This is a genomic window from Ruminococcus flavefaciens 007c (assembly GCF_000571935.1).
Classification (GTDB): Bacteria; Bacillota; Clostridia; order Oscillospirales; family Ruminococcaceae; genus Ruminococcus; species Ruminococcus flavefaciens_F.
This window is the reverse complement of record NZ_ATAX01000023.1, coordinates 111,089-137,504: the sequence shown is the minus strand read 5'-3', so window position 1 is coordinate 137,504 and position 26,416 is coordinate 111,089. Positions and strand designations below refer to the sequence as shown.

At 44.1% G+C, this 26,416-nt stretch carries 19 protein-coding genes; 9 read left to right on the top strand and 10 right to left on the bottom strand.

What is annotated here, in order from left to right; all coding sequences use genetic code 11:
* Nucleotides 1-35: 35 nt before the first annotated feature.
* The gene (locus tag RF007C_RS07540) at nucleotides 36-1,010 is read left to right on the top strand and encodes an aldolase catalytic domain-containing protein (protein WP_019678487.1); all 975 of its coding nucleotides are present in this window, start codon (nucleotides 36-38) and stop codon (nucleotides 1,008-1,010) included.
* Between the two features lie 52 nt (nucleotides 1,011-1,062).
* Here RF007C_RS07540 and RF007C_RS07535 read toward each other — a convergent pair whose 3' ends face one another.
* Genes RF007C_RS07535 through RF007C_RS07525 form a run of 3 tightly spaced genes read right to left on the bottom strand, consistent with a single transcriptional unit; the run spans nucleotide 1,063 to nucleotide 5,520 of the window.
* Nucleotides 1,063-3,303 (bottom strand): DNA gyrase/topoisomerase IV subunit A, encoded by a 2,241-nt coding sequence (locus tag RF007C_RS07535; RefSeq protein WP_037298808.1) that lies wholly within the window; start codon nucleotides 3,301-3,303, stop codon nucleotides 1,063-1,065.
* Entirely contained in the window at nucleotides 3,304-3,528 is a 225-nt protein-coding gene (locus RF007C_RS07530) for a hypothetical protein (RefSeq protein WP_019678485.1), read from the bottom strand.
* Between the two features lie 12 nt (nucleotides 3,529-3,540).
* Nucleotides 3,541-5,520, bottom strand: a complete 1,980-nt coding sequence (locus RF007C_RS07525) for a DNA gyrase/topoisomerase IV subunit B (protein WP_037298806.1) — start codon at nucleotides 5,518-5,520, stop codon at nucleotides 3,541-3,543.
* Nucleotides 5,521-5,847: 327 nt separating this feature from the next.
* Between RF007C_RS07525 and RF007C_RS07520 the strand changes: the two genes are divergently transcribed.
* Complete coding sequence (locus RF007C_RS07520; RefSeq protein WP_037298803.1) at nucleotides 5,848-6,156, top strand: hypothetical protein; 309 nt, start codon at nucleotides 5,848-5,850, stop codon at nucleotides 6,154-6,156.
* 233 nt (nucleotides 6,157-6,389) lie between these two features.
* Here RF007C_RS07520 and RF007C_RS07515 read toward each other — a convergent pair whose 3' ends face one another.
* The 7 genes from RF007C_RS07515 to RF007C_RS16465 all read right to left on the bottom strand — a co-directional run bounded on the left by RF007C_RS07515 (nucleotide 6,390) and on the right by RF007C_RS16465 (nucleotide 15,259).
* Entirely contained in the window at nucleotides 6,390-8,030 is a 1,641-nt protein-coding gene (locus RF007C_RS07515; protein ID WP_037298800.1) for a MutS-related protein, read from the bottom strand.
* Between the two features lie 44 nt (nucleotides 8,031-8,074).
* A complete protein-coding gene (locus RF007C_RS07510) occupies nucleotides 8,075-10,585 on the bottom strand; it encodes a heavy metal translocating P-type ATPase (protein ID WP_037298797.1) in 2,511 nt (836 codons plus the stop codon).
* Nucleotides 10,586-10,686: 101 nt separating this feature from the next.
* Nucleotides 10,687-11,037 (bottom strand): arsenate reductase family protein, encoded by a 351-nt coding sequence (locus tag RF007C_RS07505; RefSeq protein ID WP_037298795.1) that lies wholly within the window; start codon nucleotides 11,035-11,037, stop codon nucleotides 10,687-10,689.
* A gap of 2 nt (nucleotides 11,038-11,039) precedes the next feature.
* Nucleotides 11,040-12,479 carry an Asp-tRNA(Asn)/Glu-tRNA(Gln) amidotransferase subunit GatB gene (gene gatB / locus RF007C_RS07500; RefSeq protein WP_037298792.1) on the bottom strand — a complete coding sequence of 480 codons (1,440 nt, stop codon included), beginning with the start codon at nucleotides 12,477-12,479 and terminating at the stop codon, nucleotides 11,040-11,042.
* On the bottom strand, nucleotides 12,466-13,890 hold the full coding sequence (gatA, locus tag RF007C_RS07495) for an Asp-tRNA(Asn)/Glu-tRNA(Gln) amidotransferase subunit GatA (protein WP_051456589.1): 1,425 nt from the start codon (nucleotides 13,888-13,890) through the stop codon (nucleotides 12,466-12,468). Before gatA ends, gatB begins: the two co-directional genes overlap by 14 nt.
* A 2-nt stretch (nucleotides 13,891-13,892) precedes the next feature.
* Nucleotides 13,893-14,156, bottom strand: a complete 264-nt coding sequence (locus RF007C_RS07490) for an Asp-tRNA(Asn)/Glu-tRNA(Gln) amidotransferase subunit GatC (RefSeq protein WP_019678478.1) — start codon at nucleotides 14,154-14,156, stop codon at nucleotides 13,893-13,895.
* A gap of 125 nt (nucleotides 14,157-14,281) precedes the next feature.
* Complete coding sequence (locus tag RF007C_RS16465) at nucleotides 14,282-15,259, bottom strand: cell wall hydrolase (protein WP_051456588.1); 978 nt, start codon at nucleotides 15,257-15,259, stop codon at nucleotides 14,282-14,284.
* Between the two features lie 442 nt (nucleotides 15,260-15,701).
* Between RF007C_RS16465 and RF007C_RS07480 the strand changes: the two genes are divergently transcribed.
* The 7 genes from RF007C_RS07480 (at nucleotide 15,702) to RF007C_RS07450 (ending at nucleotide 26,350) form a co-directional block, all read left to right on the top strand.
* Nucleotides 15,702-16,655, top strand: a complete 954-nt coding sequence (locus RF007C_RS07480; RefSeq protein WP_019678476.1) for an AAA family ATPase — start codon at nucleotides 15,702-15,704, stop codon at nucleotides 16,653-16,655.
* Between the two features lie 9 nt (nucleotides 16,656-16,664).
* A complete protein-coding gene (locus RF007C_RS07475; protein ID WP_019678475.1) occupies nucleotides 16,665-17,858 on the top strand; it encodes a DUF58 domain-containing protein in 1,194 nt (397 codons plus the stop codon).
* Complete coding sequence (locus tag RF007C_RS07470; RefSeq protein ID WP_037298789.1) at nucleotides 17,858-20,557, top strand: transglutaminase-like domain-containing protein; 2,700 nt, start codon at nucleotides 17,858-17,860, stop codon at nucleotides 20,555-20,557. Before RF007C_RS07475 ends, RF007C_RS07470 begins: the two co-directional genes overlap by 1 nt.
* Nucleotides 20,558-20,567: 10 nt before the next feature.
* The gene (locus tag RF007C_RS07465; RefSeq protein WP_037298787.1) at nucleotides 20,568-21,158 is read left to right on the top strand and encodes a DUF308 domain-containing protein; all 591 of its coding nucleotides are present in this window, start codon (nucleotides 20,568-20,570) and stop codon (nucleotides 21,156-21,158) included.
* 123 nt (nucleotides 21,159-21,281) lie between these two features.
* Nucleotides 21,282-22,769, top strand: coding sequence for a TerB N-terminal domain-containing protein (locus RF007C_RS07460; RefSeq protein WP_037298785.1), 1,488 nt, complete (start codon nucleotides 21,282-21,284; stop codon nucleotides 22,767-22,769).
* Nucleotides 22,770-22,781: 12 nt separating this feature from the next.
* Complete coding sequence (locus RF007C_RS07455; protein ID WP_037298783.1) at nucleotides 22,782-24,101, top strand: ATP-binding protein; 1,320 nt, start codon at nucleotides 22,782-22,784, stop codon at nucleotides 24,099-24,101.
* Between the two features lie 11 nt (nucleotides 24,102-24,112).
* On the top strand, nucleotides 24,113-26,350 hold the full coding sequence (locus RF007C_RS07450) for a DEAD/DEAH box helicase (RefSeq protein WP_037298782.1): 2,238 nt from the start codon (nucleotides 24,113-24,115) through the stop codon (nucleotides 26,348-26,350).
* Nucleotides 26,351-26,416 lie beyond the last annotated feature (66 nt).

Here is a 26,416-nt window from a genome sequence, read left to right as displayed (position 1 = left end):
AAGCGATACAGTGATAATCGGAAAGAGGAAAGAATATGAAAGAAATTTCTAAACTTATGAATTACAGATCAGATGTCAGGGTTGTAGATGCAACTCTCAGAGACGGCGGACTTGTCAATAACTTCAGATTCAGCGACGAGTTTGTAAGAGATCTTTATCTTGCAAATATAAAAGCAGGCGTTGACTATATGGAATTCGGCTACAGAGCTGACAAGGAAATGTTCAGGGTCGAGGACTTCGGCCCATGCAAGTTCAGTGATGACGATTATATCCGTACAATTGTCGGTGAAAACCATACTGACCTCAAGATTGCGATCATGGCTGACGTCGGACGCTGCAATTACAAACAGGATATTGCTGACCGTTCCGAAAGCCCTGTTGATCTTATCCGCGTTGCCACATATGTGCATCAGATACCTACAGCTGTTGATATGATCGAAGACGCAAAGAACAAGGGCTACGAAGTAAGCTGCAATATCATGGCGATCTCAAATGCTCAGGAGGCAGATATCAAGGTTGCTCTTGATATACTCGGCCAGTCCCCTGTTGATGTTATTTACATAGTTGACAGCTTCGGCTCAATATACCCAGAGCAAATGGCAAGAATTGCTGCTCTTTACCTTGAATATGCTGAAAAATACAATAAAAAGATAGGTGTGCACGCACATAATAACCAACAGCTTGCCTTCGCCAACACCATAGAAGCTGTCGGCGACGGCGTTGACTGGCTTGATGCTACATATTCTTCAATGGGCCGCGGTGCCGGCAACTGTGCTATGGAGCTTCTTCTCGGTTTCCTTAAAAATCCCAAGTATAACGTATATCCCGTATTTCAGTTCATAGAGAAGCATATGGATAAACTCCGTGCAGACGGTGCTGTATGGGGATACGATCTTCAGTACCTTCTCACAGGTCTGTTCAATCAGCATCCGAGAACAGCAATACAGTACACACAGGATATGCGCAAGGACATTTCCGAATTCTATAAAGAGATCATTTCTCAGGAATAATAACCAAAGCCCGAAAGAATATCTTTCGGGCTTTATTATTTCTAAAAATATATCAGAATGTAAGCTGATTGCTGTCACCGAGCTCCTTTGCAGGCTTACCTGCGGCGGGAACGCTCTTGGAACGATATTTCTCAAAATCAGGGAGCTCCTCGGGAGATATAACAGAAGCAGATGCAAGAACTGCCTTTTTACGCAGATTTATAACCTGAACGCCCTGTGAATCTCTTGTAGACTTCGGAAGTATCATGCCTGTATTGAATACAAGTGCGTGTCCGCTTGAAGTTCTGAGGAGAATATCTGCTCCTTCTCCAACGAATAAAGCAGCAATGAGAGGAGATTTTGAAGAATAAGCATTTGAAAGCTTTTTACGGTTGGTCTTTGTCTCATAGGATTTAAGCGGAACCTTTGCAGCCTTTCCGTTTTCAAAGAAGAATACTATATATCCGCTGTAATCAGTTGTAGGCACAAGAGTTTTCAGCGACTCACCCTCATCAAAGCTGAGCTTTGCAGGGATATAATCGCCCATAACGCTTGCTTTTGTATCATCAAAGGCACTTGCCTTTGATTTATATGCCTGAGCCTTATCCGAGAAGAATATGAGATCTGTCTTGTTGCTTGCCTCAAAGCTCTGGCTGATGAAGTCACCCTCCTTCAGCTTCTGCTCACCGCTCATACGCAGCGACTGAGGCGTTATCTTCTTGAAGTAGCCGCTATCGGACACAAAGAGGTTTACAGGATAATCGGGAGTATCGTCGATCTCCTCCTCTTCCTCAATATCAGACTGATAATAGAACATGGTCTTTCTCGGCTGAGCATAGTTCTTTACAACATCACGAAGCTCATTTACGATGATCTTACGTATCTTTTTCTTATCGCGGAGAATATCCTCCATCTCCTCTATATCCTTCCTGAGCTGGTCAACTTCCTCGATACGGCGCAGGATATACTGCTTATTGATATTGCGGAGCTTTATCTCGGCTACGTACTCTGCCTGTACCTCATCAATGCCGAAACCGATCATAAGGTTGGGAACAACATCCGCTTCATTCTCGGTCTCGCGGATTATCTTGATAGCCTTGTCGATATCAAGAAGTATTTTTGAAAGAGCTTCCAGCAGATGGAGTTTTTCTTTTTTCTTCTGAAGATCGTGATATGTTCTGCGCTGTATGCACTCCTCACGGAATGCAGTCCACTCGATAAGTATCTCACGGACGCCCATTACCCTGGGAGTACCCGCAATAAGGATATTGAAATTGCAGGGATAGCTGTCCTGTAAGGGTGTAAGACGATACAGCTTCTGCATGAGCTTATCGGGATCAGTGCCTTTTTTGAGGTCAATAGCTATCTTCAGACCGTCAATATCCGTTTCGTCACGGATATAAGCGACCTCTCTTATCTTGCCCTGCTTTACGAGGTCAATGATCTTCTCGATAATAGCTTCGATAGTGGTAGTATATGGTATCTCTGTTACCTCGATACATCTTGCAGAGCTGTCGTAGTTGTATTTTGCACGTACCTTTATGCTTCCGCGGCCTGTTTCATAAACCTTATTGAGCTCAGCCTCATCATAGAGCATGAGTCCGCCGCCCGGAAAATCTGGTCCCTTCAGGGTGCTGAGTATATCATGGTCGGGATCCTTCATAAGTGCAATGGTGGTCTCACAGACCTCTTCAAGGTTGAAGGGGCAGACATTGCTTGCCATAGATACAGCGATACCCGTATTTGAGTTCACAAGCACCGTAGGGAAAGTTGCAGGGAGTAGAGTAGGCTCCTGCATGGTGTTGTCATAGTTCGGGACGAAATCAATAGTCTCCTTGTCAATGTCACGGAAAAGCTCATTGCAGATCTTTTCAAGCTTTACTTCGGTATAACGTGGAGCGGCAAAGTGCATCTTGCTGGAATACTGCTTTCCGAAGTTGCCCTTGCTGTCGATATACGGATGCAGTAAAGCCTCATTGCCCCTTGTCATACGCACAAGAGTCTCATATATGGCCTGATCGCCGTGAGGATTGAGCTTCATTGTCTCACCAACAACATTGGCAGACTTTGAGCGCTCCTTATCGGGACTAAGCAGTCCCCTCTTGTACATCATATAAAGAAGCTTTCTGTGAGAAGGCTTGAATCCGTCGATCTCGGGAAGAGCACGTGAGATGATAACGCTCATAGCGTAGGGCATATAGTTCTTTTTAAGAGTATCTGCAATCTTTTCATCAACGACACTGCCCGAGCCCTCTATATAAGCCTCGTGCTTGTATGCAGGCTGTTTTTTAGGAGTTTCCTTCTTCCTTGGCATTTAATCTTCTCCTTCTTTACGTCTTTCGCTCTTTTTCAGAAGCTTTTCGGGATCTTTCACATAAGATCTCACAACGCTGCCGCAGTTACGGCATATAGTATGGTACAGAACAGCTGATCTGAACAGACTTTCAGCACTTTCAGCCCTGGCATAACCTGTCTGATAGGCTGTAATAAACTCAGTTCCGCCGCAAAAGCGACATTTTGTCATTCTGATCTTTTTCATAGAATCACCTCATCAGCTTATATCAGCCAGTTCAAGGTAATCAGCTCCGTATTCCGATATATAGTCCTTACGTCCCTGGAGATCGTCACCAAGAAGCATTTCGAATATCTCTGCGGACTCGCTTATATCTTCGGCAGTTACCTTGATAAGACGCCTTGTGTCGGGATTCATTGTAGTAAGGCTCATCATATCTGGCTCGTTCTCACCGAGACCTTTCGAGCGCTGTATAGTGTGCTTTTTATCGCCGATAATTTCAAGAATGCGCTGCTTTTCCTGTTCGGTATAGGCAAAATAAGTCTTTTCCTTGGTGTTTATCTCAAATAGCGGAGATTCCGCGATATAAACGTATCCCTGCTCGATAAGGGTAGGTGTGAGCCTGTAGAGCATGGTAAGTATAAGCGTTCTTATCTGGAAGCCGTCAACGTCCGCATCGGTACAGATAACGATCTTGCTCCAGCGGAAATTGTTTATATCAAAGTTGGAAAGCTCCTTGTTGGCTTTGGTAGTTACTTCAACTCCGCAGCCAAGAACCTTTATAAGGTCAGTGATTATCTCGCTCTTGAATATCTTGGAATACTCAGCTTTAAGACAGTTGAGTATCTTGCCTCGTACAGGGATTATTGCCTGAAATTCAGCATTTCTTGCCAGCTTTACGGAACCGAGCGCCGAATCGCCCTCCACAATATATATCTCGCGGCGTGAAACGTCCTTTGTACGGCAGTCAACGAATTTCTCGACCATATTTGAAAGATCTATGGTGCCTGTAAGCTTTTTCTTAACGTTGAGTCTGACCTTTTCAGCATTCTCACGGCTTCTCTTGTTTATGAGAACCTGCTCGGCTATTTTTTGAGCCTCATCGGGATTTTCAATAAAGTATACCTCCAGCTGATGACGCAGGAACTCCGTCATAGCTTCACGGATAAATTTATTGGTAATAGCCTTTTTGGTCTGATTTGCATAGGAAGTCTGAGTTGAGAAGGACGATGATACAAGGATAAGACATTCCTCAACATCGGCATATGTTATCTTGCTCTCATTCTTCTGATAGCCGTTTATAGACTTGATATAGCTGTCTATCTGAGCCTGGAAAGCGCGCTTTACAGCTTCAGCGGGAGATCCGCCGTGCTCCAGGAAGCTGGAATTGTGATAGTACTCGGTGAGCTTTGTCTTGTTTGAGAAGGTAAGAGCCACATCGAGCTTTACCTTATACTCAGGCTTGTCGTCACGGTCTCTGCCCTTTTTCTCGGCAGTCCAGTGCTGAATCGAGGACAGTGCCCCCTCGCCTGCTATTTCCTGAACATACTCGGTTATACCGGATTCATAGAAGAATTCCTGCTCATTGAAACCACCTGCTTCATTTTCCGAGCGGAAAACAAAGAGTATATTTGGATTTACTATTGCCTGACGTTTCAGTATATCACAGAAGAACTCGTCCGAAACATTTATATCCGTAAATACCTCAAGGTCAGGACGCCAGCGTGTCTTGGTACCTGTCTGCTTCTTTTTGCAGGGCTCCTTTTTCAGTCCGCCCACATTATTACCCTTCTCAAAATGCAGATTATACCTGAAGCCGTCGCGGATTACCTCAACGTCCATAAATTCCGAGGAATACTGTGTTGAGCACAGACCAAGTCCGTTAAGTCCGAGGGAATACTCATAGGACTCAGCGGCTGTATCGTACTTACCGCCTGCATAGAGCTCACAGTATACCAGCTCCCAGTTATAGCGCTTTTCGTTGTTATTATAGTCAACGGGGCAGCCTCTGCCGAAGTCTTCGACCTCTATCTCATTATTTCTGTAATGAGTGATGACTATTTTATTTCCGTAGCCTTCACGCGCTTCATCTATCGAGTTAGAAATGACCTCAAAGATAGAATGCTCGCAGCCGTCAAGGCCGTCCGAGCCGAATATAACAGCAGGACGCTTTCGTACTCTGTCAGCACCCTTGAGCATTGATATGCTATCATTGCCATAATCTTGTTTTTTAGCCATAATCCTCTGCCTTTCGGTTATGTTTTAATACACACTTTATAATTATACCACATAAAGATTTTTTTTGCAAGTGAGAAGAAAACCATATATAAATAAAAAAAGCAAGTAACGATGCTGCTAATATATAAGTATTTATAATAGTTATTGAGAAAGCCCCTTATGAAGAAGAGGCTTTTTCTGTAATACAATGTCACAAATTACAACACATGGCAATGTACAAATCGAACATTATGCAAAAAACGTTGACAAAAATTGACTTTTGGTGTATAATTTATTGTATAAGGTTAACAATTCAACCTTAAATATATTTTAAAGGATGTTAAGCAAATGAAAAACACTATCAAAAAAATTGTATCAGTAGCAATGGCATTCACACTTCTCGGAACAGGAACAGCTATAGTTAAGACTATTGCGCCGCAGTCAAACAACACTATTACTGCAGATGCAGCATGCAACCACAATATGCCTCGCCCAAAGTATGGTCCGTGGAAAAAAGTAGAAAATCTTTATGGAGGACGTTACAAGGAAAGAAGAGAGATAAAATGGTGCTGTAATTCCTGCGGTAAGGTTTTATATACTACTTATGAGACTAGAATAATGAAATATGGTAAAGATATAGAAGTAGTAATGCCATAAGAGCGGTATAATTCTATAAATCGTCTTTATCAATTAAATATATCATAGTGGCTTTTAATAATTCAGTAAGCTAAAGACTGTCATATATTAAAATCGCAGATTTATAGCTATATAAAAGTGCTATAATAATACATTTCTCCCCTGAGTATACACTTGGGGGAGATTTTTTATTCCATATTTTATGTAAAAAAAATATATCTATGATTACAATAAAAGCCGCAGCTTTTTAGGTATTAAAGCTCCGAAAGAGCATCATTTACAATATCATCAGGGAAGCCGATGACGCTTAGCAGCTTGATCGCGTTGCTTGAACGGCATATTCCATTATGTATCCTGTAATCGAACACAATGTCTTTTTCGTCCAGCTTTTCACAGAAATAGTAGTTTTCATATATGCCGTCGAACTTCTCAGCCAGCTCGATATCGTGAGTTGCCACCATAATTATGCAGTTGGTGCTGTTAAAATAACGCAGAACAGCCTTTGAGGCAGCGATCCTCTCCTTTGTATTGGTTCCCTTCAGTATCTCGTCGATAGCCAGGAACAGAAGCCTTCCGTTCTTTACGCACTCAGTCATACGTTTCAGATACTTGATCTCACGTATATAATAGCTTTCTCCCGAAGCAAGGTCATCGCGTACAGCCATTGACGTGATCACTCCGCAGTGTGGCAAGGAAGCATACTGCGCTGTACAGGTGAATATGGACTGTGCAAGTATAAGATTTATAGCAGATGCCTTTATAAATGTGGATTTACCAGAGGCATTTGAACCTGTGAGTACGATATTCTTACAGGTGCTGAGATCGTTTACAACTGCCTCCGAGATCAGAGGATGAAATACCTCACTGAACTCTATGCGCTTTTCATCGTTGAATTCAGGAACGCAGTAAGCGTCAAGACTTCTTCTGAAGGAGGCAATCGCTATGGAGCAGTCTATTTCACCCACAAAACGGTAAACCTTGAAATAATCCCCGGTCTTGTCTGAGAGAGTTTTCAGTCCGATGTTATACAGTATGAAATCAAGCATAAACGGGCCTGTCAGGTATGTCATTAATAAGCTCATGATGTCATCCGTACGCATCATGCTCTTTCTCATATTCAGCATATTCATTATTCCGGACGCTTTTTTCAGCTTATTAAGGCTTTCATCAACACACGATGACATTTCGGGAACGACTTTTTTTAGTGCAAATCCGGCATTTATGGTCATTCCCATTGAAAACAGGGACTCAAGCTTTGCCTCAAAACTTGCTCTCAAAAGGATATGTACTATAAGATTTACAAGATAATTGATTATGCAAAAAGATATTAATGTCGGGCTGTGAAAGATCCATCCGAAAATTCCCAGACCTACCAGCGAGATCAGCAGCAACGGATAGATAAAACTGTAAGGAAGATATTTTGACTCGATATCATCAGCTATATCCAATGAATAGTAGGCATTTATTGGCTTACCTATACCGTGAAGAATCTTTCTGACTTTGTTTCGCTTTTCCTCATTTTTATCAAAGAACTCCACCGTATCATTGTTCATCACTTCATTCGGAGCTTTATCGCTCAGGATATGCAGAGCCGAATAAAGGCACTGCTCTCCTGCAAAACTATCTGTATGATCTGCACGGAAAAAGACCGACTTCATGTCAAGGTCATCCCAGGTTATTTCATCTACAAGCTCGGATGCATCGTAATCCTTTTTCTGCTTTTCAAAAAGCAGAGCTATTGCGTCCATTCTGTCCAGAACGTCCTCTTTTACACGCTCGCTGTCACCGAAAGAATGACGCACATAATAATCAGTTGCGTTTTTGGCTCTTAAAGAAAATATGATCACAACAACAATAATAACCGCGATCAGTGCAGATATGAGTACTAATTCCATTATCTTCTCCTTGCTCTTTTTCCAGCTCTATGGCTGACTTTATATTATTTAATGCCGAGATATTTATATCCTGCATCAGTTACTGCCTTTTTAACAGCTTTTTCATCCATTTCTCCGGATAAAGAAAGCTCCGCCGTTCCGTTCTCGTGGCTTGTCACTGCTTCATCAACAAAGGTCAACTCTTCAAGCGCCTTCTTCATCCTTGCTTCACAGTGGCCGCACATCATTCCCTTTATTTTCAGTGTTACCGAACCCGAAGCTTCCTTATCCGCCTCCTGATATACTGTTTTTCGCTTCCTGTCATTACTGCTGTCGTGTACCTTGAAGAAATTCAGCCTGAGAGCGTTTGAAACAACGAAAAAGCTTGATAAGCTCATTGCTGCAGCTCCGAACATAGGATTCATCTCCCAGCCGAATATACGCGAGTAAACTCCCGCTGCAAGGGGTATACCGATGATATTATATATGAATGCCCAGAACAGATTCTGATGAATATTCCGCAGAGTCGCCCTGCTGAGTCTTACAGCCGCAGGAACATCGCTCAGACTGCTCTTCATAAGCACCACGTCTGCTGCGTCAATGGCAACATCTGCACCTGCTCCGATAGCTATACCCATATCCGCTGCCGTCAGTGCAGGAGCATCATTGATGCCATCACCAACCATTATGACCTTGCCTTTTTTCCTCAGTCTGCGTATAACGCTCGCCTTGCCGTCAGGAAGGACGCCTGCGATCACTTCGTCAACACCCGCCTGCTTTCCTATGGCATTTGCCGTTTTTTCGTTGTCACCCGTAAGCATCACAACACGCAATCCCATATTTCTAAGCTCACGTACAGCTTCTGAGCTTTCAGCCTTTATTACATCTGCAACAGCGATCACGCCGATCATTGCACCATCTTTAGCAAAAAACAGCGGTGTTTTGCCCTCTTCAGCAAGTTTCTCAGCTTTTCCGGCGATCTTGTCGCCGATCTCAGCCTGCTTGCCTATAAATCCAAGATTTCCTCCTGTTACCCGTGAACCTTCCATAACGCCTGTAAGTCCGTTTCCTGCCACAGCCCTGAATTCACTGACCTCAGCAGCCTGAACTTCATTTTTTTCACCGTATCTCATAACGGCACCCGCAAGAGGATGTTCACTCTTTTTTTCCAGTGAGTAAGCAATATGCAGGAGTTCCTGCTCCGTAAAACCCTCGGCAGTTATAATATCCGTCACATCAGGCTCTCCTCTTGTTATGGTACCTGTTTTATCCAGAGCCGCTATCTGTGCCTTGCCTGCCTCTTCAAGAGATACTGCCGTCTTGAACAGCAGCCCGTTTTTAGCACCTACGCCGCTTCCCACCATTATAGCCACAGGTGTAGCAAGTCCGAGAGCACAGGGGCAGCTGATAACAAGAACGGATATAGCCCTGGCAAGAGAAAAACCGACTGTTTTTCCTATTATCAGCCATACAATAAATGTGACAAGCGCTATTCCGATAACAACAGGCACAAATACTCCCGATACCTTATCGGCTATTTTCGCTATGGGAGCTTTCGTTGCTGCCGCATCGCTTACCATTTTTATTATCTGTGAAAGAGTTGTGTCCTCACCGACCCTTGTTGCTTCACAGCGCAGATAGCCAGACTGATTGACCGTTGCCGCCGAAACAGTGCTTCCCTCGGATTTGTCCACGGGGATGCTCTCACCTGTCAGGGCAGACTCGTTGACGGCACTATCGCCGCTGACTACGATTCCGTCCACAGGTATGCTCGCCCCCGGTCTGATAACGAAAAAATCGCCTTTCTTCACCTGCTCCACAGGCACTTCCGTTTCCCTGCCGTCGGATATTATTACTGCTGTTTTTGGTGCAAGCTTCATAAGTCCTTTTATGGCGTCGGTAGTCCTGCCTTTCGATACTGATTCAAGAAGCTTTCCTACTGTTATAAGCGTCAGTATCATTGCTGCAGATTCAAAATACAGCCCATGGGCATATCTCATGACTGCTCCGCCGTCACCCTTCTGCTGAGCAGCTGTCATAAGAAAAAGCACAGCCGTGCTGTATATGAAGGAAGCTCCGGAGCCGATTGCAACGAGAGTATCCATATTAGGTGAACGGTGTATTATGCCTTTAAATCCGTTTATGAAAAACTTCTGGTTTATTACCATGACTATTGCAGCAAGTATAAGCTCAGCCAGAGCTGTCATTACATGATTGCCTTCCATAAATGACGGCAGCGGGAACCCAAGCATGGTATGTCCCATAGAAATATACATAAGCATAATCAGAAAGGCAAGTGAAGCTATAAGCCTGCGTTTCATCTTCGGCGTTTCAGTATCCTTCAGTCCGTCAGCCCTGGAAGCTTCCGCAGTACTGCCGCCCTTTATCGCCGCTCCGTAGCCAGCCTTTTCAACTGCCTCTATTATAGCTGCCTCCGAGGCAGTACCTTCAACTCCCATGGAATTTGTAAGAAGACTGACCGAACAGGAAGAAACACCTTCCACTGAGGAAACAGCCTTCTCTACTCTTGCACTGCACGCAGCACAACTCATTCCTGTTATATTGAACTGCTTCATCAGCTCACCTCCTTGTTTCTGTATATTATTATATCAGAATCCTTGACAACTGTCAATTAACCAAGGCTAACAAAAAAGCGGACAATTTGTCCGCTTATGTCTTATTTTATTGCTTCCTCGTATTCCTTTTCCTTAAAACCAACGAGTACCCTGTCCTCTGTTATAAGTATGGGACGCTTTACCAGCATACCGTCAGTGGAAAGGAGCCTGAGCTGCTCTTCCTCGCTCATAGCCGGGAGCTTGTCCTTCAGGTTCATTGATTTATAAAGCAGGCCGCTGGTATTGAAGAACTTCTTCAGCGGAAGCCCGCTCTTTTTATACCATTTCTTTAGCTCTGCCAGTGTCGGATTTTTTTCCTTTATATCTCTGAGTTCATAGGAAACACCTTTTTCATCCAGCCACTTTTCAGCCTTCTTACAGGTAGTGCATTTGGGATAACAAATAAAATCCATGTTTATTCCTCCGTATCAAGTTTATTTTCAAGTGCTTTTCTAAGCATCTGGGGATCGGCTCTGCCCATCGAGAGCTTCATCGCCTGTCCCACAAGATGACCTATTGCATTTTTCTTACCGTTTCTGTAATCCTTTACCGACCTTTCGTTGGCAGCTATGACCTCTTCGGCAAGGCTGTCAATAAAGGCCGCGTCTGAATTCTGAGCTACACCGAGATCGTTTATAATATCATCAACGTTTCCGCCGTGCTCTATAAGCTCACCCAGGACCTTTTTAGCTCCAGAGCTGGAGACAGTGCCTTTTTCATATGCCACACACAGGCTTACAAGTCCCTCTGCGTTCAGTGCAGTTTCGGAAAGGCTCTTTCCTGTATCGTTCATATACTTGGTTATCTCACCTACTATAAAATTGGCAGCTGTTTTCTGCTGACATCTTCCTGTACTCACACACTCGTCATACAATCGGCTCTTTTCCCGGCTGTCAGCGATAACAAAAGCCTCCGCTTCCTTCATGCCATGATCTTTCACATATCGTATCATCTTTCGGTCGGGAAGCTCCGGTATCTCCTCTTTAAGCCGTTTTATATGCTCTTCATCAAAAACTACCGCACCAAGATCGGGCTCGGGGAAAAATCTGTAATCCTGAGCATTCTCCTTGTTCCTCATAAGAGTGCTTATACCCTTTTTATCATCCCAGCGCCTTGTTTCACGTTCCACAGTGCCGCCGCTGCTGATTATGCCAGTCTGACGCTTTATCTCATATTCGATACCGCGGACAGCGGCACTGAAGCTGTTTACGTTCTTCAACTCACACCTCTCGCCATAGGGACTTCCCTTCTCATGAACGGACACATTGACATCGCACCGTATGCTTCCCTCCTGCATTTTGCAATCAGATATATCAATATATCTGAGAATACTCCTTATAAGTTCCAGAAAAGCATGAGCCTCTGCGGAGCTTCTCATATCAGGCTCTGTTACTATCTCAATGAGTGGAACTCCGCACCTGTTATAATCGCATAGAGTGCCGTCGTAGCCGTCATCATGGAGAAGCTTTCCGGCATCCTCCTCTATGTGTATGCGGGTTATACCCACGGTACGTATTTTACCGTCGGATATAATATCTATGCTGCCTTTGCCGCATATAGGGATATCCGACTGCGAGATCTGGTATGCCTTGGGAAGATCGGGATAAAAGTAGTTCTTTCTGTCCATACGGCTCACAGGATTAATATGACAGTTAAGAGCGTGTCCTATTTTTACCGCATAGTCGCAAACCTTCCTGTTAAGTCTCGGAAGAGTGCCGGGAAGTCCCAGACACACGGGACATACCTGCGTATTCGGAGCTTCGCCGAATACATTGCGGCAGCCGCAGAATATCTTCGTGGAGGTACTGAGCTCTGCGTGTACTTCAAGACCTATAACACTCTCAAGCTCTGCCATAGTCATCACCTCTCAGAATCTCAAATATCTCTGCCGCTTCAAGAAGACGATCGTCATGATACCTACCGCCGATAAGCTGAAGTCCTATGGGCAGTCCCTTGCTGTTTTTTCCGCAGGGAACGCTGACAGCGGGAAGTCCTGCCATACTTGAAGGCACTGTGAATATATCAGCTGCGTAACGCTTGACAGAGCTTGTTTTTTCTCCAAGCCTTATCCCTGCACAGGGATATACGGGAGCTGCAATTATATCACATTCGCGGAATACTTCGTCAAACTCCGTGCACAGTTGTCTGCGGACTGCCATTGCACGTTTATAGTAAGACTCTGCATAACCTTCGCTCAGAACAAAGGTGCCAAGCATTATCCTTCGTTTTACTTCCTCTCCGAAGCCTTCACTGCGGCTTCTGACAAACATATCCCTGAGATCCTTGAAGTTCTCCGCTCTGTGGCCGTAACGCACACCGTCATAACGTGCCAGATTTGAAGCTGCCTCTGCTGAGGATATTATATAATAGGCTTTGACAGCCAGTGAAACGGACGGTACGGATACGCTCTTTATTACTGCGCCGCTCAGCTCCATAAGCTTTATTCCCGCATTTACTGCCGCGGTAACATCGCTGTCAGCCGAAGCCGCTGAAAATTCCTTCACAATACCTATCCTGAGACCTTTTATGTCTGCATTTTCTTCAGCAGAATTTTTTTTTGAAAAATTTGTCACATCCTGACTGTCCCGAACGTTTATAATATTGTACAGCAGCTTCAGATCGGAAACACTCCTGCCCATGAAGCCGATCCTGTCAAGAGATGAGGCAAATGATATAAGACCGTATCTCGATACAGCTCCATATGAAGGACAAAAACCAGCTATACCGCATAATGATGCAGGCTGACGCACCGAGCCTCCCGTATCCGTACCAAGCGCAAGAACAGCAGCTCCGCCGGCAACTGCCGCCGCAGAACCGCCTGATGAACCTCCCGCCGAATAATCCATATCAAGCGGATTGCGTACAGCTCCGAAAAAACCTGTATCAGAAGCAGAACCCATGGCAAATTCGTCCATATTCGTCTTTCCGATAATATATGCTCCTGCTAATCTCAGACGTTCCACAGCAAAAGCATCATACGGCGGCACATAATCAGAAAGCATTCTTGAAGCGCAGGTGGTACGTATGCCTTTGGTGGAGATATTATCCTTTACGGCAACAGGTATTCCGCTGAGCGTCATACATTCATCAGCTTTGCATATAGTATCCGAAGCAGTATCAGCTGCTGATCTAAGTGTTATATAAGAGTTATATAGCGGCTGAACATCATTAGCGCGTATACTTACATCATTTATGATCTCTTTTCCACTGCATTCTTTTCTGTGAAGCATACCGATAAGCTCGGTTGCTGTGTATTCCCAAAGCATGATCAGTACTCCACGGTTCTCGGAACGGTAAAGCAGCCGTTCACAAATTCGGGAGCATTCTTTGAAAGCTCCTCAGCACAGCCTGTATTCCCGGCAGCATCATCACGAAGCTCCATAGGCTCGGGGATATGATCATTGCAGCCGTATTCGGGAAGCTCTGACATCATCTCAACGATCTCATCGAAATCAGCGGCGAATTCCTCATAATGTACGGGATCAATATCAAGACAGGCCAGCTCTGCTATTTTTTTAATACTGTATTCCATTGCAGACTCCTAAATCAATGATACTACGATTATAACACATTTTCACACGTATGGCAACAGCCCGCGGTACAGTAATCCTCTGCACAATAAAAAACAGCCGGCGGTCCGCCGACTGTAATTATCTATTAATAGAAATGATTGCTGTAGCCGTCACCCCAGAAACCAAGATAACCATGAGTAAATGATTCAGGTTCTGTAAAGTAAAGTGTTACAGCATCCTTAACGCTCTGTGTAACGTATTTTGAATATGTGCCCAAATTTACATATCCCCAGCAACCCGAGAACTGATATGGCTCAGTAAGAACGCCATAAATAGTGTTCGAGAACCTTGGAGAATTTACTCTATTCATAATAACCTCAACAACACAAGCCTTATCGAACTCGCTGATCCAGCTGCAGCCTGCTTCATTAGCAACTGCATTACAGAGAAGAACGTATTCCTCCTCTGTTATGGGGAGATCCCAACCATCTTCAACTACTTCAACATCTGTAACTACGGGCTCTGTCTCTACTTCGACGTATGTGGTGGTCGTTTCGGGCTCGGCCTCGGTAGTTGCAACTGTTGTTGTCGTTGCAGCAGTAGTTGTGATCGTTGTTGTCGTGGTTTTAATTGTCGTTGTTGTAGCAGGCTTTGAAGCCGTGCTTGTAGCCTTTGACACAGATGAAGTTACCATAGCAACAATTTCCGCTGTGGTCATTGCCTGTGTTGTAGGCTGTGTTAATGCAGCCGGCGCGTGAGCCGGTGCTGGCACCGATCTTGAAATCCGAGCAGCCTTTGTAGCTGCTTCTGTACTGCACTGGGAAGTTGTGCCTTCCTGAACAGACATTGAGTATTTGCTTGCAACCGTTGAATTTTCGGTTGTATAAGATTTCTTGGTGGTTGTTCTGTTATATGTAGTCGATTTCTCTTCTACAGCTGATAAATTAAGTTTTTCAGCTGATGTAGCGGATTCATTAACGGCATCTGCGATACCGGCAATTTCCTCAGCAAAGAGATCAGCACGGCTTACGGTAGAAGAATTAAAATATGCAATTCCTAAACCTCCGCCCAGGACTGATGCGACTACTCCGCAAGCTAACGCTGCGGCTCTGAGATTACCCATCAACTCATCCTTTCCTGAAAAAGCATTTTCAATTTTTTTCGGGCTGTTGATATGATAACACATATCAACCCAAATAGCAAGCTTTTAAAATTTATTTCCATTTTGTGGTTGGTTTTTTCCACAATAAAAGTTTGACCGGAGTAAATGTGCACAGATTAGATTGCTATTTTATTTCGCAAATGTGAACTCAGAATTAATAAAGCCAACTGTTTAACAGCATTTTGTTACAAAATAGTAACAAAAATGCTGCTTTTTACGGTCAAAAAAACTGTCGAAAGTCGACTTTTTAACGTAAATTCATGCTTTTTCATCACCATATATTTTATAAATGGTAACTAAAAAATTACAATGTCATATTGTAAAAATATACAAATGACTATTGCAAAAATCCGCTTGAAATGCTATAATAATATAGTATAAACAATTTTACAGGAGAGTCATTATGAACAAAACGTATTATACAAATCAAATAAACTCTGTTATCGCAGAGGTAAAAAAAGCCGTCATCGGCAAGGACGCTATCATCATCAAAGCACTGCTTGCTATGCTGTGTAAGGGACATATACTTATTGAAGATATACCGGGCGTTGGTAAAACAACTCTTGCCCTTGCATTCTCAAAAGCACTTTCTCTTGAGCATAACCGTATGCAGTTCACACCGGACGTCCTTCCCTCAGATGTAACAGGCTTTTCTGTTTATAATAAGAGCAACGGAAAATTTGAATTCCGTCCCGGCGTTGCCTTCTGCAATCTTTTCCTTGCAGACGAGATCAACCGTACATCGAGCAAAACACAGTCCGCTCTGCTCGAGCTTATGGAAGAAAAGAGCATCACCGTTGACGGAAACACCTACAAGCTCCCGGAGCCATACACGGTAATCGCTACTCAGAACCCCATCGGTTCGGCAGGTACTCACAACCTCCCCGATTCACAGCTTGACCGTTTCATGATAAAGCTCAGTATGGGTTATCCCGATTTTGACGGTGAGGTCTCTATCCTGAAGGCAAAGCACAGCGATAATCCTCTTGAATCTGTCAAGCCCGTTGCAGACGCTTCATTTATTACAGAGCTTCAGGAGTATATATCAGGTATATATGTTGATGACCGTATCTATGAATATATCGTTTCCATTTCAGCAGCAACCCGTAATCATCCTATGCTCAAGCTCGGTGTCAGCCCCCGTGGTACACTCGCCCTTATGCAGCTCTCTAAGGGTATTGCTGTTGCAATGGGACGCGATTACGTTATTCCCGAGGATATATCCTATATATGCAATGACGTTTTTGAACACCGTATTATGCTCAATTCCAAGGCAAAGCTTTCAGACACCTCCGCATCTGACGTCATCACCGAAATACTGAGATCCGTTCCGGTCCCGGGAATCGGTGAAAAATAAGGCGGTACCATGATACTGACAAAGATACTGTTTATTATACTTATAATAGTATGTCTCTGCTTCTACATATTATATGTATGGGATTTCGCTCTCATACTTCTTATCGTAATGGCAGTCCTTCCTATTATAATGTTTATAACTACATATATTACGAAGCGGCTCATTACAGTAGAATTTGCCGTAAAGGACAAGAGCGTTCCGAAGAACAAGGATTTCCCTGTTCAGCTCGTAGTGACAAACAGAAGCATTTTCCCCATAGGAAAAGCCGAGGCTCACATCGAATACTATAATATATTCAGCAATCAGATCTCGTCATTTGATCTTTATCTTCCCATACAGTCACGCAATTCCCAGAGGATAACCTTTCAGCTCAGTTCAAAATTCTGCGGCATATTGAAAATACGCTCTTCCTATTTAAATATATATGATCCGCTGAGGATATTCCGCTTCAAGACAGCCAGGAATATCTATACCGAAGTAACTGTTACTCCCGAAGCTCATGAGATCGGCGGCATAGTTCACTATACCGACCGTGTTAACGAGGAAAGCGATATTTTCTCTGAGCACAAGCCAGGAGATGATCCCTCGGAGGTATTCGACCTCAGAGAGTACAACCAAGGCGACAAGCTCAACAGGATCCACTGGAAGCTCAGCTCCAAAAAAGATGATTTCATCGTAAAGGACTACAGTCTCCCCATAGATGTGCCCTGTTCGATCTTTCTCGACCTTAAATGCTACAACGACGGTGAAATGACGCTTCCCGTATTTGATACCCTTGTGGAATCTGTTATTTCTCTCTCTCAGTTCCTTCTAGAAAACGAAAGAGGTCACTCTGTTATTTTCTTCAACGCAACACAGAGCAGATTTATGGAATATAATATATGCAGTCCTTCGGATCTGGCTTATCTTATCAACGAACTCATCGCTTCCGTCAGAGACGATATGTTCTGTCAGCCTCCCGATGTGTACTTTGCGGAAAATCCGTTATTGTCGTATGCGTCATTCACGTTTATCTCTTCTTCCTATGATACCAAGGTACTGGATCATATCGAAGACAATATCGACGCGGATTTCAAAAATGCAGTTATCATCATCAATTCTGTCGATGATATTTCGAAGTTCAGTTCAGGCTATTCCAACCTCAGCACCATACCTGTTGTTGTAGGCAGGATCTCAGCCTCGATAAAGGATATAGATATATAATGAAAAGAAAGAATGTACAAAACAAAAACGGAATTACAATAAGCGACAGTATTGTAATGTCGGTCAAGCGGAAGCACGCCAACTATCGTAAGCCTTTTTCCGCTGCCATCGCCCTGATAGGATATGTCTCAATTATCATGGCCTTCCTTGGAATGTTCAAATTCCATTACAATTCAAGAGCAGTCGCTGCAGCAGCTGTTGGTTTTGCCGTATTGTACCTTGCACTTGCAGTTATCGGACGCAAGGCTCTTTGGGTATATGCGGGTTCTGCTGTTTTATTTGTCATTTCAGCCTATAAAAAATCTGCTAAGATCGCTATGGGCTTCAAGTTCATATACAATATTATATATAAGGACGCCTATCACTCAAAGATAGAATACTACAACGGACTAAAAGATAAATTGGAGGTCCCGGCAGTAACCACGCTGTTTTTCTTCTATATTTGGCTTCTGGCAATAGTAATATTCTTCTTTACTATATGCAGACCTAATCCTGTTCTGCCGCTTATCACTACCTTCCCTGTCCTTGAGATAGGAATGTATAACGGTATAAAGGTGCCTGTATTCTGGGGAATACTCTGCATCGCATTCTGGCTCGCCCTGCTGGCTATGTCCACCATAGATGTGGGAGAATACTCAGGCGGTCAGAGCGGATTCGTTAGAAAAAACGATCTTTTCTTCCCGAAGCGGCATATGAAGCTGAAGGTCACGGAAAGATGCGGAATGTTTATCGTTGCCTGCGTTGTTGCCATTGCAGGCTGCTCTTACGCAACACTCAAGCTCACACATTATAAAAGAAGCGAAAAGCTGGATCAGAAACGCCGCGATATTACCGAGGCTATGAACGACTTCTCCTTCGATAATCTGGCTGAGAGCCTTTCAAATCTCGGCAGTGCTTTCGGTTTTGATTTTGAATACGAAAACTATAAGCTGGGTACTGTTGACCATGTCCGTTATAAAAATGTTACCGACCTGAAGCTCACCATAAAGAATTACTCAGGCGGTGCGATCTACCTCAGAAGCAACGTACGCTCCATATATAAGAATAACGAATGGTTCAAGTTGCCTGCTTCGGCTTATAATGACAAGATCTTTGATGATTTTGACACCTACGGCATCCACCCGCAGGATTTCAGCGGACAGTTTATCAGACTGATCGATCCCAGCGCGGTCCAGGCTACTGTATGGATAAAGCCGAGCACAAGAAAATCCAAGCAGATCTATGCCCCATATAATACACAGAATTTCGGTGATATAGCATACAACAGCGATCTTACCATCGCTCCGGTAGAGCCGCAGAACGGCGTGTCCTCTTATATGTTTTTGCAGGAAGGCACCGAAGGTATTTTCCAGGCTCTCATAAATAGTCAGAGCGGTGGCGCTGATCACAGAGAGGTTTACTCCGCATCCGAGATCAGGGATCCTATGTGGAGTAAAAAGATTCTTTCATACTGCCAGGAGAACAATCTCATAAGCTACGACGACTTCTTCCCCGTCGATTTCGATATACCTGCTGATAAGGAATATATCGATCAGCATGGAGATATTCTCATGACAGAGCTTCTGCATAACAGCTACAAGGATTTCGTATACAATAATTATCTTACTGTTCCTGATAATCCGAAAATGAACGAAGTAAGAGAGGCTTACAAGGACATTATTTCAAAGAATGACGGTTCTCTTGAAAGAAAGATCGAAGTCCTTTATGATATAAGAGGCAAAATGCAGCAGGACTGCACATATTCTCTTTATCCTAGAAAGAATCCTTCAAACCGCGACTTCGTCAATTATTTCCTTCTTGAAAACCAGAAGGGATATTGCACCCATTATGCTACCGCAGGTGTTATGCTTGCCAGAATGGCAGGCATCCCCGCAAGATATGCAACAGGCTACGTTGTAGTACAGAAAGACATTGAAACCGCTTCAAAGCGTAATGCCGACGGTACTATTGAAATTGACGTAAAGGACAACCGCAGTCACGCATGGGCAGAGGTATTCATTGACGGCATTGGCTGGATCCCTTTTGAGTTCACCGCAGGTTACAGCTCACGCGAGATCAATACCGAACCTACATCTGCTGTCACAACTACTGCCAAAACTACAGGCGCAACCACCGCCGTGACCACAAGAACTACGGCTTCAAATTCATCAAACAGCAACAATTCCACCACTACTAAAATACAAACAACTTCAGATCAGAGCAATACAGTCACAACAGCCGGAAACGGAGGCTTCGGACACGGAAACGGAAAAGGCTTCCATATTCCCAATGCAGTAAAAGACATCTTCCTCGTCTTACTTAGTATCCTCGCTCTCATCGGCTTTGTGCTGCTGAGAAGATATCTTATACTAAGGATCAGAGATAGAAAATTCAACAGCGGAAAGGCTGAAAACAAGATCAGAAGTATGTATTCATACGCCGAAAAGCTTCTTGAGACCAAGAAACTGAAGAGCGACCACGGAAACTACACGACCTTTGCAAAAGAGATAGAAAACGGGTTTGCCGGTATATACTTCAAGAAGGGCAACTTTGAAAAGCTCACCGATATAGCTCTAAGAACCTGCTTCGGCAAGGGCGAGCCCACGGAAGACGAGCTTAAGCTCTGCAATGATACGATTGACAGTATTTCCGAGACTATCTTTAACAGAGCCGATATCTGGCATAAGTTCATTTACAAATATATAAACGTTCTGAGATAGGAGTGATATGATGAAAATTGACAGTTCAGGTTATACAATAAAAGGTGTTCTGCTTACAATATGCGGTGTAGTGCTCACATTTTTTCCGGGTATCCTCACATGGTTCTTTTACGTTGTAGGCGGTATAGTCATAATCGGCAGCCTCTTTACAGTTCTCGGAAGTCTGGGAGGCGGCGACGGTCTTTCGCTTACTCCTGCTGCTATGGTAGGTGCCGCAATCGGTCTATTGATAATGTCACTTCCTAAGCTTGTCAGTGCTCACATATCAACTATCGCAGGTATCATACTCACCATCATCGCTATTGTTCAGATAGTGAAAGCAAAAAACAAGGACCTGACACAGGGACTTAAGATCTTCCAGCTTGTGTTCGGTATCCTAATGCTTATAGCAGGTCTTTTCCTGATGTTCAGCCCGTTCAAGCCGAATATGGCCATCAGGATAATCACAGGTGTTGTTTGCCTGTTCTTTGCCGCATTCAACTTCTACATCGTTTACGTAATAAAGCAGCGTAACGGTGATGGAGTGTCAGCTTCCGGGAATATCATCGATGTTGCAGGTCACGATGTTCCTGAGAGTAATGAGACAAAACGCATTGAATAATATGCCTGCTGCCGGGAAAAATCCCGGCAGCATTTTTATGCAGTAAAAATCGAACAATCGTTTGACACGAGTTTTTTTTTATGCTATAATAAAAAGTGATATTCAGAAAAAGGAGGCGTGAAAATGTCGGATACAAAAGAAATACTCGATCATATCCTTCACGATGAAAAGCTTCTAAACAGCCGTGCTTTCAAGGATCGCGTGTATACCGATGAACCGATAATAAGAACGGCTTCACAGCTGATACGCCCCTCTGTTCCCGATAAAATAAAAGAAATGAAAGGTCTCGCCTTTACTCCAGAGGCCTACTGGAAAACCTCCGCCTGGCTCTTCTATAATCAGGGCAGGTTCATGGAGGATTATGAGGATAATTTTTCATTCGCCGACGATTTTGTGAAGTATTATCCCTCATACAGGGACTTATCCACTGAACAGCTCCGCGGATATTTTACGTGGCGCTCCCATATCAGAAACGGCATTGTAGCCAAAGCTCCTCTCCCCTTTGTTTATATTTATCTTTATGAACTGATAAACTGTATCGGTTACGGATCTCCTGATGAATGCTTCGACAAGCTGAAGTTTTTCTGTGACCAGTATTCTTTGGAGGATGACAGCATAACACGCTATACAAACGTATGGATGTCGGATTTTGTTGTATACTACGGTCTTTCTCCTGAAAAAGCTGCCTTCCTTGATGATATAGACTTTGACAGGAATATGCTCTCGCTTATACACTGGGATCAGTATTCCGATGATGATATATATCTTGCTTTATCTTCACTTTCTGCGTACAGGATCGAAAAATCTCTTTTCTACAGTGCTTTTCCTGAGGATTTCAGGGCAGTACTGACACGATGCTATATCACACTGGCGGAATTTTTCCGCGATAAAAGAAAGAATTCTCTTTGCGACAAGTTATTCGGATATATTACGGAATGTTCCTATAATATGTTCGCATCAGCCATTTTCTACGACAGACAGTCTCTTCGCAGCTGTACATATGAACTCAACGAAATACACAGCTTTACCTGTCAGAACGGAAAATGGAAATGCAGGAAATACTATGGCAGCCGCGGCAGAAACGGTAAACTCGGCGACATTGTAAAGGCTGTTGACAGCCTTATGCGTGAAAAAACTGATTTCAGGCACAAAATAAGCTGCGACGGCATCTCCAAGACTGTCCTGAAAATGATACAGAACGTTATAGCCAGCTATTATGAGGAAAAACATAAGAAGGAAGCTCTGAAAATAGAGATCGACCTTTCAAAGCTGTCGGCTATACGCATCTCCGCCGATAAGACACGTGACAAGCTCATAGTCGATGAAGAGCTTCCCGTTGAAGAGCCCGAGAACATTGCATCGCCTGCCGCCCCGCCCGCAGAACCTTCTCTTCTCAATAATGATGAAACCGTTTTTCTCAAGGCTCTGCTCTACTGTCTTGATCCCAAAGAGACAGCCGAAAAATGCGGCGTTCTGCCGTCTATACTTTCCGATTCCATAAATGAAAAGCTGTATGATACATTCGGCGATACGGTAATTGATTTTTCATCTGACGCCCCTGAGCTTATAGATGACTATACCGAAGAACTGAAAAGTATGTTTCCGCTATAAAGGAGTATAAATATGAAAATCCCAAAAAGAATAGCCTCTGCTGTTGTCAATTCTCTTAAAGGCGGCGTTGTTCCGCGCATAGGCCTGCCTTATATAACTGTAGGAAGAGAAGCTGAAATAAATGCCCTGCTCCATGATGTGGATATTATCGCCGAGGGCGGAGCATCTTTCCGTTTCATCGTCGGAAAATACGGAAGCGGAAAAAGCTTTATGCTTCAGACTATCAGAAGCCATGTAATGGACAGGAATTTTGTTGTAGTCGATGCTGATCTTTCACCAGAACGGCGACTTCAGGGCACAAAAGGTCAGGGACTTTCAACATATAAGGAGCTTATCCGCAATATGTCCACCAAAACCCGGCCTGACGGCGGAGCTCTTACACTTATACTTGACCGTTGGATAAGCGGTGTCCAGTCAGAAACAGCAGCCTCATCAGGGATTTCTCCCGACTCTCCCGGGTTTGAAAAGGCTGTTGAAATGAAGATATACGAGGTAATAAATACTCTGAATGAACTGGTTCACGGCTTTGATTTTGCAAGACTTCTGACTATATATTACAGAGCTTCGATAAACGGCAGCGACGAAGAAAAGGCCAAGGTCATAAAATGGTTCAGAGGAGAATACTCTACAAAAACCGAAGCCAAAGCCGAACTCGGAGTAAACATCATAATTACCGATGACGACTGGTATGAGTACATCAAGCTTTTTGCCATGTTTCTCAAAATGGCAGGCTACAACGGTCTGCTCATCCTCATAGACGAGCTCGTTAATATCTACAAGATACCAAATAGTATCACCAGACAGTACAACTATGAAAAAATACTTACAATGTACAATGATACCCTTCAGGGGAAGGCAAAGTACATGGGGATAATTATGGGCGGAACTCCTCAGTGCATAGAGGACAACCGCCGCGGAGTCTACAGCTATGAGGCGCTCCGTTCAAGACTTGCGGAAGGACGTTTCGGAAGAGAAGGCATAAAGGATATGCTGGCACCCGTTATACACCTTTCTCCCCTCACCTATGAGGAAATGCTGGTCCTGACCGAAAAACTCGCAGATATACACGCTGTTCTCTTTGATTACCAGCAGAAGATCACTCAGGAGGATATGATACGTTTCATACAGCTTGAATTCGGGCGTATAGGTTCTGACAGCCATATAACTCCCCGAGAGGTAATACGCGATTTCATAGAGCTTCTGGATATAATCTTCCAGAATCCGGCTATAAATATATGTGAGTTTATTTCTTCTGGCTCAATGGACTTTTCAAAGCCTGCTGCCGAAGAAAGTGTGGAAGTCTCTTATGAATACGCCGAATTTGAGATCTAAGGTAACCGATTATGAGTATTTTTGAACGCTATGCACCATTTATACAGGATTATATATACCGCAGCAACTGGGAATCTCTCAGAGCGATCCAGGCTGCTGCAGGTGATGCTATCTTCAACACCGATCAAAATGTACTTCTGACCGCTTCAACCGCATCTGGCAAGACAGAAGCTGCTTTTTTCCCTATACTAACACTCTTTTCCGAGGATATGCCGCGTTCGGTTGGCGCGATCTACATAGGTCCGCTGAAAGCTCTGATAAATGACCAGTTCATGCGTCTGAACGATCTATGCGAGGAGGCGGATATCCCCGTATGGCACTGGCACGGAGATGTGGCTCAGTCACACAAGAATAAAATGCTGAAAAAGCCTTCGGGCATACTTCAGATCACTCCCGAGTCTCTTGAAGCCATGATGCTGAGAAAACACGCCCTTATCCCAAAACTTTTCGGTGACCTTAGATTCATCGTCATTGATGAGATACACTCTCTTATGCGCGGAGACCGCGGCGGTCAGACTATCTGCCTTATAGAGAGACTTTGCAGAATGGCAGGAGCTGATCCGCGCAGGATAGGTCTTTCCGCTACCATAGGCGATCCCAGTGCTGCAGGCGAATTCCTGTCCTACGGCACAAACAGGGGCACAGTGATACCCAAAATCGAAAACAAAGGCACAAGATGGCGTATATCTATGGAGCATTTCTATATCAGTCAGCAAAATATGCCTGATGAAAAAACTGACTCCGATGCCATTTCAGCCCTTGACGAAAAGACGGATACTGCTCCCGAACACGCCGACAAGGGCATGGCATATATTTTTGAGCATACACGAGGAAAAAAATGTCTTGTTTTTGTAAATTCCCGTGAAGAATGTGAAGCTGTGACCACTACGCTCCGCTCTTACTGCGAAGCCAGACACGAGCCTGACCGCTTCCTTATCCATCACGGAAACCTGTCGGCTGCATACCGTGAGACGGCCGAACAGGCCATGAAAGACGAAGATGTGTTCATGACTACCTGCACTACGGCTACTCTTGAGCTCGGAATAGACATCGGAAGACTCGAAAGAGCATTTCAGATCGACGCACCTTTTACCGTTTCCTCTTTTTTGCAGAGAATGGGACGTACAGGCAGACGTGATCTGCCTCCCGAAATGTGGTTCGTTATCCGTGAGGAGCTTCCCGAGCCCCGTTCTATGCTCCCGGAGACTGTACCGTGGAAGCTTATACAGGGAATCGCTCTGATACAGGTCTACCTTGAAGAACGCTGGGTAGAACCGCCTAAGCTGGACAGGCTGCCTTTCAGCCTGCTTTACCACCAGACAATGAGCACTCTTGCCTCCTGCGGTGAGCTTACACCTGCGGCTCTTGCATCAAAGGTCCTATCCCTGAAGTTCTTCCACCGCATTACCAGTGCGGATTACAGGACTCTTCTCAGACACCTCCTTGAAATAGAGCATATACAGCTCACTGAAGAAGGCGGACTTATCATAGGTCTTGCAGGTGAACGTATAGTCAACAGCTTCAAATTCTATGCCGTTTTCCAGGAAAACGAAGAATATACCGTCAGATGGGGTTCTCAGGAGCTTGGTACTATTGTCATGCCGCCTCCTGTAGGTGAAAAGATCGCTATTGCCGGTCACGTATGGATAGTCGAGGAAGTAGATCATAAGCGCAGACTTGTATACTGTGAACAGATAAAAGGAAAAGTCCCCGCATACTTCGGAGACTGTCCCGGTGATATTAATACAAAAATACTGCTGCGTATGCGTGAAGTACTCCGCGAGGACAAAAGCTACCCGTATCTTATGAACAATGCAGTAGGAAGACTTAAACAGGCAAGGGCTACTTCCCGTAACAGCGGATTGACTGAAACTCCGCTCATATGTCTCGGCGGAAATATGTGGTGCCTGTTCCCGTGGCTGGGAACCTATGCCTTTTTTGCTATGGAGCGTTTTCTCAAACTGAAATGCGCCGACAGACTGGGCCTGCGCGGGATGGATTCATCACGGCCGTACTATATACAGTTCACGATGAAAGTCTCTCCGCAGGAATTTTTCGCTGTTTTAAATGAGGAAGCCGAAAAGGAATTCGATCCCATGGAGCTCATCTATCCCGGAGAAGTACCTGTTTTTGAAAAATACGACGAGTTCCTTCCGGAAGTTCTTGTTAAGAAGGGATTTGCCTATGGTATACTCGGAATAGATGAAATGAAGTCAAGAATAAAAGAATGGGAAGGAAAAATAAATTAATCGCAATATTTGTCTTGATTTTTAAGCTAAAAAGTGATATAATATTAAGCACAAAAAGACATAGAT

What these genes read in the sequence shown, in the direction of transcription:
- RF007C_RS07510 (WP_037298797.1), bottom strand. Translation starts at nt 10,585, where the DNA reads ATGAAGCAGTTCAATATAACAGGAATGAGTTGTGCTGCGTGCAGTGCA.
- RF007C_RS07450 (WP_037298782.1), top strand. Translation starts at nt 24,113, where the DNA reads ATGAGTATTTTTGAACGCTATGCACCATTTATACAGGATTATATATAC.
- RF007C_RS07465 (WP_037298787.1), top strand. Translation starts at nt 20,568, where the DNA reads ATGAAAATTGACAGTTCAGGTTATACAATAAAAGGTGTTCTGCTTACA.
- RF007C_RS07535 (WP_037298808.1), bottom strand. Translation starts at nt 3,303, where the DNA reads ATGCCAAGGAAGAAGGAAACTCCTAAAAAACAGCCTGCATACAAGCAC.
- RF007C_RS07455 (WP_037298783.1), top strand. Translation starts at nt 22,782, where the DNA reads ATGAAAATCCCAAAAAGAATAGCCTCTGCTGTTGTCAATTCTCTTAAA.
- gatA (WP_051456589.1), bottom strand. Translation starts at nt 13,890, where the DNA reads ATGCTTTGGGAATACACAGCAACCGAGCTTATCGGTATGCTTCACAGA.
- RF007C_RS07525 (WP_037298806.1), bottom strand. Translation starts at nt 5,520, where the DNA reads ATGGCTAAAAAACAAGATTATGGCAATGATAGCATATCAATGCTCAAG.
- RF007C_RS07540 (WP_019678487.1), top strand. Translation starts at nt 36, where the DNA reads ATGAAAGAAATTTCTAAACTTATGAATTACAGATCAGATGTCAGGGTT.
- RF007C_RS07475 (WP_019678475.1), top strand. Translation starts at nt 16,665, where the DNA reads ATGATACTGACAAAGATACTGTTTATTATACTTATAATAGTATGTCTC.
- RF007C_RS07515 (WP_037298800.1), bottom strand. Translation starts at nt 8,030, where the DNA reads ATGGAATTAGTACTCATATCTGCACTGATCGCGGTTATTATTGTTGTT.
- RF007C_RS07520 (WP_037298803.1), top strand. Translation starts at nt 5,848, where the DNA reads ATGAAAAACACTATCAAAAAAATTGTATCAGTAGCAATGGCATTCACA.
- RF007C_RS07460 (WP_037298785.1), top strand. Translation starts at nt 21,282, where the DNA reads ATGTCGGATACAAAAGAAATACTCGATCATATCCTTCACGATGAAAAG.
- RF007C_RS07505 (WP_037298795.1), bottom strand. Translation starts at nt 11,037, where the DNA reads ATGGATTTTATTTGTTATCCCAAATGCACTACCTGTAAGAAGGCTGAA.
- RF007C_RS07480 (WP_019678476.1), top strand. Translation starts at nt 15,702, where the DNA reads ATGAACAAAACGTATTATACAAATCAAATAAACTCTGTTATCGCAGAG.
- gatB (WP_037298792.1), bottom strand. Translation starts at nt 12,479, where the DNA reads ATGGCAGAGCTTGAGAGTGTTATAGGTCTTGAAGTACACGCAGAGCTC.
- RF007C_RS07470 (WP_037298789.1), top strand. Translation starts at nt 17,858, where the DNA reads ATGAAAAGAAAGAATGTACAAAACAAAAACGGAATTACAATAAGCGAC.
- RF007C_RS07530 (WP_019678485.1), bottom strand. Translation starts at nt 3,528, where the DNA reads ATGAAAAAGATCAGAATGACAAAATGTCGCTTTTGCGGCGGAACTGAG.
- RF007C_RS07490 (WP_019678478.1), bottom strand. Translation starts at nt 14,156, where the DNA reads ATGGAATACAGTATTAAAAAAATAGCAGAGCTGGCCTGTCTTGATATT.
- RF007C_RS16465 (WP_051456588.1), bottom strand. Translation starts at nt 15,259, where the DNA reads ATGGGTAATCTCAGAGCCGCAGCGTTAGCTTGCGGAGTAGTCGCATCA.